Raw genomic sequence first — 8,247 nt, forward strand, 5'->3', positions numbered from 1 at the left:
CACGCGGCAAAAGATCGATGACGGAGCTGCCCTCGATCACCAGCGCGTGATCGTCTAAGAAACGCTCGCCCGTGAATAGGCGCGGCCCCGTTAGCGCGTAGATCGTCATTACAGGGTCTCCGTCACCTTTTTCAGGCGGCTGGGGCGGTCGGGGTCTTGCCCGCGCGCCCGTGCCACCTGTTCGGCCAGGGCGTAGAAGGAGAGGGACATGACCAGCGGGTCAAGCAGTGGGTGGCCACTGGGCGTAACCTGTAACCGTCCCGGCGTCGGTGTGCCGGTTTCGGCCACGAAAACTTTTGCGGCCATCCCCTGCAAGCGCGCCACCGCCTCGCCCATCGCGCCATAAGCGGCATCTTGCGGGCGGAAGGCGATGACGGGAAAGCCGCGTTCCACCAGTTGCAGCGGTCCGTGCATCACTTCCGCCCCGCTGAAGGCTTCCGCGTGCAGCATGGCGGTTTCCTTCAGTTTCAGCGCTGCTTCCGCCGCAATGGGGAGCGCCGGGCCGCGCCCGATGACATAGGCGGAACTGGCTGCCGTTAGCACGGGGAGCGCTTCGGACCAATCGGCGGTGAGAGCGGTTTGCAGCGCTTCGGGCAAGGCGCGTGTCGCACGGATCAAACTTTCATCGCCGCGCCATTCCGCCACCAGCGCCGCCAGAATCGCGGCGGACGACAGGAAGGTTTTCGTGGCGGCAACGCTGCGCTCTTCGCCCGCGTGCAGGGGCAAAACTGCGTCGGCCCCGGCGGCCAGCGGCGAGTCGGTATGATTAACGATGGCAATTGCGAAAGCCCCCGCCGCGCGGCAAGCAGCTTGCAAGCTAACGATATCGGGGCTTTTGCCCGACTGCGAGACCGACACGATGGTCGCGCCCTGCAACCGCAAGGGCGCATCATAGAGCGAGGCGACGGAGGGGCCGATGGAGGCCACCGGCACCCCCATCAGAATCTCGGTGAGATATTTGAAATAGGCGGCGGCATTATCCGACGAGCCGCGCGCGCAGGTGACGATGACGTTCGGGTTGCGCGCGCCGAGCTTGCGGGCGGTTTCGCGCAGCACGGGCAGGTCGCGGTCAAAAAATCGGGCGATGGCCTCGGGGGCTTCGCGGATTTCGTCGGCCATGGCGGTGGTGCTGGGGGGAAGGAGGGTCATTCGCGCCTCAGGTTCAGTTCCGCGACGAAGTCATAGGCATCGCCGCGATAGAAGGATTGGGTGAATTCAACGGGGGTGCCGTTTTCAAGGTACGACAAACGGTCGATAGCGAGCGCCGCAGCCCCGGACGCGACTTCCAACATTGCCGCGTCCTCGGCATTGAGGTTCGCCGCGTGCAGCCGTTGCAGCGCGCGTACCGGCAGGCAACCGCGCGCTTCGAGCACATCATAGAGCGACGCGCCGACACTCTCGGGATCGGGCAAAAACCGCGTCGGCACCGTTGCGCATTCGATGGCCATTGGCACCTTATTGGCAAAGCGCAGGCGCCGCAGCCGCGCTACCGTATCGCTGGGCGAGAGCGAGAGGCGCATTGCTTCCTGCGGCGAGGCGAGGCTAACGGTGCGCCCCAGCCACACAACGGAAGCTTCCAGCCCGCGCAGGCGCATATCTTCGGTGAAGGAGGTGAGGCGGGAGAGCGGTTGTTCCACCCGCTGCGGGGGCACGGCGACGAAGGTGCCCGACCCTTGCCGCTGGGTCAGCAAGCCTTGCTCCACCAGTCCCGAAATGGCTTTGCGGACGGTCACGCGAGAAACGTTAAAGGACTCGGCAATATCGCGCTCGCCGGGCAGGGCTTCCAGTGGCTTCAGCTTGCCCGCTTCGATGGCGGTTTTGATCTGCTCCTGAAGGCGCAAATACAGTGGCGTCGGGTCGTAGGGGGGAAGGTCCAGGCTTCCCAGAATGTCGGCGACGTGGCTCATGCGGTCCCTTTCCGGCGGGCAAAGGCCAGCGCGCCATCCATTGCGTCGCCGCGCGCCTCGACCAGAATGGCCTGAATCTCGGGCGGCAAGAGCGGCTGAAAGATCGGCGCGAGGCCGCCCATCAGGGCAATGCGGTCGGCCCCAAACTGGATAAGGCGGCGCATCATGGCGCTGATGGCATTGATGCTCTGCGCGAGCAAGGTTTGCGCGACCGGATCGCCCTTCCCGAAATGTTCAATCACGAGCGGGGCAAAGGAGCCGTAATCGCTGGGCGTCGCGGTCTTGCCCCAAACGGCGGCATCGGGTGGGCCTCCGGCGAAGCGCGCGAGGATGGCGTCGGTCAGGCCGCTGGCGGGGCCGAGATCGTCGAACGCCAGCAGCGCGGCGCGGAGGGCGGCCAGACCGAGTTGCGCGCCGGAGCCGCCGTCCGACAGTTCGAACCCCCAGCCGCCGACCGTTTTCATTGTGCCATTGACCAGGGCCAACCCCTGGGAGCCCGTGCCAACGATCAGAATGCCGCCATCGTTTCCGCCGTGCGCCCCAAGGCAGGCGACCACGGCGTCGGAGGTCACGTCAATATTGGCAAACGGGAAAGGTTGACGGCGCAGGGCGTCGGCCAGGGCGGTGACATTGCCGCCCGCAAGGCCGAACCCGCCGACAATATCGCCCAGCCGGCTTTCCGGCAGACCGGCGGCGGCGAGGGCTTCGCGCGTTGCCGCCAGGATCGAGTCGGCTGCCAGCGCGATGCCCATGTTCAGATTGGACGAGCCCGACCGGCCCTCGCCTAAGCGATTGCCGTTCGCATCGGTCAGCCTAGCCCGGCTGGTCGTGCCGCCGCCGTCCACGCCTAAAAACAATCTCTCAGCCATCGCTGCCTCCTGCCCAATCTAATACCACTGAAAACCAATTTGTAAACCCTAAGCGTAATTTTCGTCATAAAACGCTGATTTCACGCGATTTTCAGATTGAATCAAAAACAGCGTTGACGAGAGGTTTTATATTGGTATTGTTTTGTATCACTGCGTTCACACCCGAACTGGCGTTGAGCATATGAACCTTCCCACGACCGAAGCGACCCAAGAAACCTACCGGGGGATCGACCGTTGGCCGAGCGCGCAGATTCTGTCGGCGATTGTCGCGGCGCAGGTTCAGGCAGTCGCGGCGGTTGAGGCCGCCGTTCCCGTGCTGGCGCTGGCGGGCGATGCGGTGGCCGAGCGTATGCGGCGCGGCGGGCGGCTCATTTATGCGGGCGCGGGATCGTCTGGTCTGATGGCCCAGGTGGATGCGCTTGAGTTGCCGGGAACTTACGGAATTTCAGCGGATCGGGTGCCGGTTCTGCTTGCCGGGGGCGATGCGGCCTTGCTCGAAATTCCTTCTGAGGCGGAAGACGATGGGGAGGCGGCCACGGCGGCGGTTATAGGATTAGCGGTCGGCCCGTTGGATACGCTCATCGCGCTGTCGGCCAGCGGGCGCACCCCTTATGCGGTGGCGGCGCTGACGGCGGCCAAAGCACGCGGCGCGCTGACGATTGGCGTTGCTTGCAATGGGCAGACACCTCTGCTGGAGGCCGCCGATCATGCCGTTCTGTTGGCGACGCCGCCGGAAGTGGTGGCCGGATCGACGCGGATGAATGCTGGAACCGCACAGAAATGCGCCCTCAATATGCTTTCGACGCTGATTGGTATTCGGTTGGGCCACGTTTATGACGGGCTGATGGTCAATCTTCAGGCCGATAATCTGAAGCTGAAGGGCCGGGCCGTGCGCATCGTTGCGCAAGCCTGTGCCATTGACGAGGCCCGCGCTGGCGATCTGCTGGCGCGCGCCGAGGGCGAGATTAAAACCGCAATTGTGCTGAATGGCCTTGCCGATGGGACGCCCGCCGACGCGCGGGCGCGGCTGGCACAGCATGCGGGCGATATTCGGGCGGCTTTGGCACGCTAAGCCGCTCCAATCAAGTGTCGATAGGCGGGGCTCCGTCTGTAACGGCGCGGTAAAAACCGGCGGATGTTAGTCCGCAATCCACGAACAGGAGAGCATGATGGTGAAGACGAGTATTCGGACGTTGGCCTTAGCCTCGGTCAGCTTCGCAATTCTGGCGGGCGGCTCGGCCATGGCCGCCGATACGACACTGGTGATCGAAAGCTGGCGCACGGACGATCTGCCGATTTGGCAGGATAAGATCATCCCTGCTTTCGAGAAAAACCATCCGGGGATCAAGCTCAAGTTCGCGCCGACCCCGCCGACCGAGTATAATGCGGCGCTAAACTCCAAACTCGATGCAGGCACTGCGGGCGATATTGTCGCGTGCCGCCCCTTCGATGCGTCGCTGACCCTGTTTGAAAAGGGCAAAATTGCCTCGGTCAATGATGTGCCCGGCGTCGATAAATTCAGCCCGGTGGCGAAATCCGGCTGGTCGACCGACGACGGCAAGACCACCTTCTGCGTGCCGGTCGCCTCGGTCATTCACGGCTTTATCTATAACAAGGATGCTTTCCAGAAGCTGGGCGTTAAGGCCCCGACGACGGAAGCCGAATTCTACGCTCTGCTTGAGAAAATCAAGAAGGACGGCACCTATGTTCCGCTCGCGATGGGCACCAAGGAACAGTGGGAAGCCGCGACCATGGGCTATCAGAATATCGGGCCCAACTATTGGAAGGGCGAAGAAGGCCGCCTTGCGCTCATCAAAGGCACCCAAAAGCTGACCGATGCCGCCTGGGTGGAGCCCTATAAGGAGTTGGCGAAATGGGCCCCCTATATGGGTGATGGGTATAAAGCCCAAACCTATGCCGATAGCCAAAACCTCTTCACGCTGGGCCGCGCGGCCATCTACCCGGCGGGTTCGTGGGAAATCGCGGGCTTCAATACGCAAGCCAGCTTCAAAATGGGTGCCTTCATGCCGCCGGTTAAGAAGGTCGGCGACACCTGCTATATCTCGGATCATGTCGATATCGCGCTGGGCATGAACGCCAAGTCGAAGAATGCCGATGCGGCCAAGAAGTTCCTGGCTTGGGTTGCCTCGCCCGAGTTCGGCTCGATCTACGCCAATGCGCTGCCCGGCTTCTTCAGCCTACAACCGGCCGCCGTCGAGCTGACCGATCCACTGGCGAATGAGTTCCTGTTTGCCCGCCAGACCTGTAAATCGACGATCCGCTCGACCTATCAAATCCTGTCGCGCGGCACGCCGAACCTCGAAAATGAAACCTGGGGCGCGTCCACCAATGTGCTGAACGGCACCGAAACGCCGGACGCGGCGAGTAAGCGCCTGCAAGACGGTCTTGCAAGCTGGTACAAGCCCAAAAATTAAGCCAGCCTTTTGGAAGCCCGGCGGTCGTGACCCTGCCGCCGGGCTTTCCTCTTCCCCGGAGCCCCCGCGATGACGCTCGACTCGCCCGAAGCGCGGCCCCGCCGCTGGCATATTGCCGTCTTTTTGGCCCCCGCCGTGTTGGTCTATACCGCCCTGATGATCGTGCCCTTGGCCGATACGCTGCGCTTGTCGCTGTTTACACCGCAAGGCGGGGGAACGGTTTTCGCGGGGCTGGATAATTTCGTGCGCCTGTTTACCGATCCGCGCTGGTCGGTGAGCTTTTGGAATGCGCTCTATAATAATGTGATCTTCTTCTTGATCCATATGGCGATCCAGAACCCGATCGGGATAGCGCTGGCGGCGATGCTGTCGGTGCCGAAACTGGCGGGGCGGGCCTTTTATCGCACGGCGTTTTTTATGCCGACGATGCTGTCGTTCGTGATCGTCGGCTTCATTTGGAAACTTATCCTCAGCCCGCTTTGGGGCGTTGCGCCGAATTTGATGGGCTCGGTCGGCTTGAAATCCTTGTTCGGCCCGTGGCTCGGCCTCGAATCGTCTGCGCTGATTGCGGTCGCGTTGATCTCCGTATGGCAGTTCGTCGGTATTCCGATGATGCTGATTTACGCGGCGCTGCTCTCCATCCCGAACGAGGTGATTGAGGCCGCAGAATTGGATGGGATTACGGGCGCGTCGCAGTTCTGGAAAATCAAACTGCCGCTGATTCTGCCCACCTTGGGGATCGTGTCGATCCTAACCTTTGTAGGGAATTTCAACGCCTTCGATCTGGTCTATACGGTGCAAGGCGCGCTGGCGGGGCCGAATTTCTCCACCGATCTGCTTGGCACTTACCTGTATCGCACCTTCTTCGGCTTTCAGTTGCAGTTGGGCGATCAGGCGATGGGGGCGACGATTGCAGCGATGATGTTCTTCATCATTCTGGCGGGCGTCATGCTGTATCTCTTCGTCATTCAGCGCCGCATGCGCCGCTATCAATTCTAGGGGGTTCGGATGAACAAAGCCCGCTCGTCGCCCGTAACCCTCGTGCTGATGCATCTGGCGTTGGGCCTCTACACCCTGATCTGCCTCGCCCCGGTGGTGCTTGTGATAATGAACTCGATGAAGTCGCGTTCGGCCATTTTCGCGTCGCCGATGGCCCTGCCGACGCCGAAGACCTTTGATCTCATCGGTTTTACCACGGTGCTGAGCAAAGGCGATTTCGTCGGTTATTTCGGCAATAGTCTCATTATCACCTGCGGCGCGCTGTTCTGCGTTCTGCTATTCGGCGCGATGGCGGCCTTTGCCTTGTCCGAATATAAGTTTCGCGGCAATACCTTGTTGGGCCTGTATCTGGCGCTGGGGATCATGATTCCCATTCGTCTTGGCACCATCGGCATTCTCAATATTATGGTCGCAACCGATCTGGTGAACACGCACCTTGGCTTGATCCTGGTCTATACGGCGCAGGGGCTGCCGCTAGCGATTTTCATTCTGTCGGAATTCATGCGCCAAGTGTCGGATGATCTCAAAAGCGCCGCGCGGATCGACGGGCTGTCGGAATATGCGATCTTCTTCAAGCTCGTGCTGCCGCTGATTCGGCCCGCGATTGCCACCGTGGCCGTGTTTTCGATGATCCCGATTTGGAACGACCTCTGGTTTCCGCTCATCCTGGCGCCGGGCGAGAGCACGAAAACCGTCACCTTGGGCGCGCAAGCCTTCATCGGCCAATATGTGACCAATTGGAATGCGGTTCTGGCGGCGCTGACCTTGGCGATTGTGCCGGTGCTGGTACTTTACCTGGCCTTTTCCCGTCAACTCATTCGCGGCATTACCGCCGGAGCCGTGAAATGACGAAGCTTCGCACCCTCGTGATCGGCCTCGGGCAAATGGGCCTGAGCCATGCCCAAGCCTACCATGCCAACCCCGGTTTCGAGATTGTCGGGCTGGTGAACCGTTCGCCGGTGCAACTGCCGGAGGCGCTGTCGGGCTACCCGCTGTTGACCGATCTCGACGCCGGTTTCGCACTGAAACCCGATCTTGTCTCGATCAACACCTATACCGATACCCATGTCGATCTTGCCATTCGGGCGCTGGAGGCGGGGGCGCATGTCTTCGTCGAAAAACCCTTGGCGACGACTGTCGAGGACGCGCGCCGGGTGGTCGAAACCGCGAAGCGCACGGGCCGCAAGCTGGTGATCGGTTATATTCTGCGCCATCATCCGTCGTGGATCGAGTTCATCCGGCAGGCGCGCGAATTGGGGCCGCCCTATGTGATGCGCATGAACCTCAATCAGCAATCCTCCGGTCCGGCCTGGGAGATTCATAAGCGGCTGATGAAATCGACCTCGCCGCTGGTCGATTGCGGTGTGCATTATCTGGATGTGATGTGCCAGATCACCGACGCCGCCCCCGTGCAGGTACGCGGCATGGGCGTACGGCTCTCGTCTGAAATCGCCGAGGATCAGATGAATTTCGGCCATTTGCAGGTGATCTTCGCCGATGGGTCCGTGGGCTGGTACGAGGCCGGGTGGGGGCCGATGATCTCGGAAACCGCCTTTTTCGTGAAGGATGTGATGAGCCCGAACGGCTCGGTCTCTATCGTCATGGCCGAGGGTGCAAAATCGGCCGATGTGGAGACCCATACGAAAACCGCGACCATTCGCGTGCATCACGCCGCGCTGGATACCGAGGGCCGGTTCGAAAAACCCGATACGGTGCTGTCGATGGCTGACGAGCCGGGGCATCAAGCCCTGTGCGACCGGGAACAGGCGTTTGTGCTGAAAGCCATTACCGAAAATCTCGATCTCAGCCGCCACATGCAGGATGCGATTACCTCGCTCACCGTGGTGCTGGCCGCCGACCGCTCGATGCGCGACGGTCGCGCCATTGATCTTTAGCCCTTTTATTGAACGGAGACGCGCGTTATGGGGTCGCTGGTCCTAGAAAAAATCAAAAAATCCTTCGGGTCCGTCGACGTCATCAAAGGGGTTGATCTGACCGTTCAGGATGGCGAGTTCGTCGTCTTCGTCGGCCCGTCGG

General features: G+C 61.4%; 9 protein-coding genes. 5 read left to right on the forward strand and 4 right to left on the reverse strand.

All coding sequences use genetic code 11. The features are described from left to right. From ACIQ36_RS15990 to ACIQ36_RS16005, 4 genes are all read right to left on the reverse strand, one after another. A partial coding sequence (locus ACIQ36_RS15990; protein ID WP_395831129.1) for a hypothetical protein occupies positions 1-109 on the reverse strand: 109 nt, incomplete at its 3' end. After that, positions 109-1,149: an SIS domain-containing protein gene (locus ACIQ36_RS15995; RefSeq protein WP_395831113.1), complete on the reverse strand. Its 1,041-nt coding sequence runs from the start codon at positions 1,147-1,149 to the stop codon at positions 109-111. The genes ACIQ36_RS15995 and ACIQ36_RS15990, both read right to left, overlap by 1 nt. Continuing rightward, positions 1,146-1,907, reverse strand: coding sequence for a GntR family transcriptional regulator (locus ACIQ36_RS16000; protein ID WP_395831115.1), 762 nt, complete (start codon positions 1,905-1,907; stop codon positions 1,146-1,148). Before ACIQ36_RS16000 ends, ACIQ36_RS15995 begins: the two co-directional genes overlap by 4 nt. Continuing rightward, positions 1,904-2,776: a BadF/BadG/BcrA/BcrD ATPase family protein gene (locus ACIQ36_RS16005; RefSeq protein WP_395831117.1), complete on the reverse strand. Its 873-nt coding sequence runs from the start codon at positions 2,774-2,776 to the stop codon at positions 1,904-1,906. Before ACIQ36_RS16005 ends, ACIQ36_RS16000 begins: the two co-directional genes overlap by 4 nt. Before the next feature lie 181 nt (positions 2,777-2,957). Between ACIQ36_RS16005 and ACIQ36_RS16010 the strand changes: the two genes are divergently transcribed. The 5 genes from ACIQ36_RS16010 to ACIQ36_RS16030 all read left to right on the forward strand — a co-directional run bounded on the left by ACIQ36_RS16010 (position 2,958) and on the right by ACIQ36_RS16030 (position 8,105). Continuing rightward, complete coding sequence (locus ACIQ36_RS16010; protein ID WP_395831119.1) at positions 2,958-3,848, forward strand: N-acetylmuramic acid 6-phosphate etherase; 891 nt, start codon at positions 2,958-2,960, stop codon at positions 3,846-3,848. Between the two features lie 94 nt (positions 3,849-3,942). After that, positions 3,943-5,211, forward strand: a complete 1,269-nt coding sequence (locus tag ACIQ36_RS16015) for an ABC transporter substrate-binding protein (RefSeq protein WP_395831121.1) — start codon at positions 3,943-3,945, stop codon at positions 5,209-5,211. Positions 5,212-5,280: 69 nt separating this feature from the next. Then, a complete protein-coding gene (locus ACIQ36_RS16020) occupies positions 5,281-6,210 on the forward strand; it encodes a carbohydrate ABC transporter permease (RefSeq protein ID WP_395831123.1) in 930 nt (309 codons plus the stop codon). A 9-nt stretch (positions 6,211-6,219) separates the two neighbouring features. Then, positions 6,220-7,059, forward strand: coding sequence for a carbohydrate ABC transporter permease (locus ACIQ36_RS16025; protein ID WP_395831125.1), 840 nt, complete (start codon positions 6,220-6,222; stop codon positions 7,057-7,059). Then, on the forward strand, positions 7,056-8,105 hold the full coding sequence (locus ACIQ36_RS16030) for a Gfo/Idh/MocA family protein (protein ID WP_395831127.1): 1,050 nt from the start codon (positions 7,056-7,058) through the stop codon (positions 8,103-8,105). The genes ACIQ36_RS16025 and ACIQ36_RS16030 overlap by 4 nt, the downstream gene beginning before the upstream one ends. The last annotated feature ends 142 nt before the right edge of the window (positions 8,106-8,247 follow it).

The sequence above is a fragment of the Elstera sp. genome, from assembly GCF_044372965.1.
Taxonomy (GTDB): Bacteria; Pseudomonadota; Alphaproteobacteria; order Elsterales; family Elsteraceae; genus Elstera.

Bases quoted from the DNA above. Each gene is read 5' to 3' on its own strand.
- ACIQ36_RS16010 (WP_395831119.1), top strand. From the start codon at position 2,958: ATGAACCTTCCCACGACCGAAGCGACCCAAGAAACCTACCGGGGGATC.
- ACIQ36_RS16030 (WP_395831127.1), top strand. From the start codon at position 7,056: ATGACGAAGCTTCGCACCCTCGTGATCGGCCTCGGGCAAATGGGCCTG.
- ACIQ36_RS15995 (WP_395831113.1), bottom strand. From the start codon at position 1,149: ATGACCCTCCTTCCCCCCAGCACCACCGCCATGGCCGACGAAATCCGC.
- ACIQ36_RS16000 (WP_395831115.1), bottom strand. From the start codon at position 1,907: ATGAGCCACGTCGCCGACATTCTGGGAAGCCTGGACCTTCCCCCCTAC.
- ACIQ36_RS16025 (WP_395831125.1), top strand. From the start codon at position 6,220: ATGAACAAAGCCCGCTCGTCGCCCGTAACCCTCGTGCTGATGCATCTG.
- ACIQ36_RS16020 (WP_395831123.1), top strand. From the start codon at position 5,281: ATGACGCTCGACTCGCCCGAAGCGCGGCCCCGCCGCTGGCATATTGCC.
- ACIQ36_RS16005 (WP_395831117.1), bottom strand. From the start codon at position 2,776: ATGGCTGAGAGATTGTTTTTAGGCGTGGACGGCGGCGGCACGACCAGC.
- ACIQ36_RS16015 (WP_395831121.1), top strand. From the start codon at position 3,943: ATGATGGTGAAGACGAGTATTCGGACGTTGGCCTTAGCCTCGGTCAGC.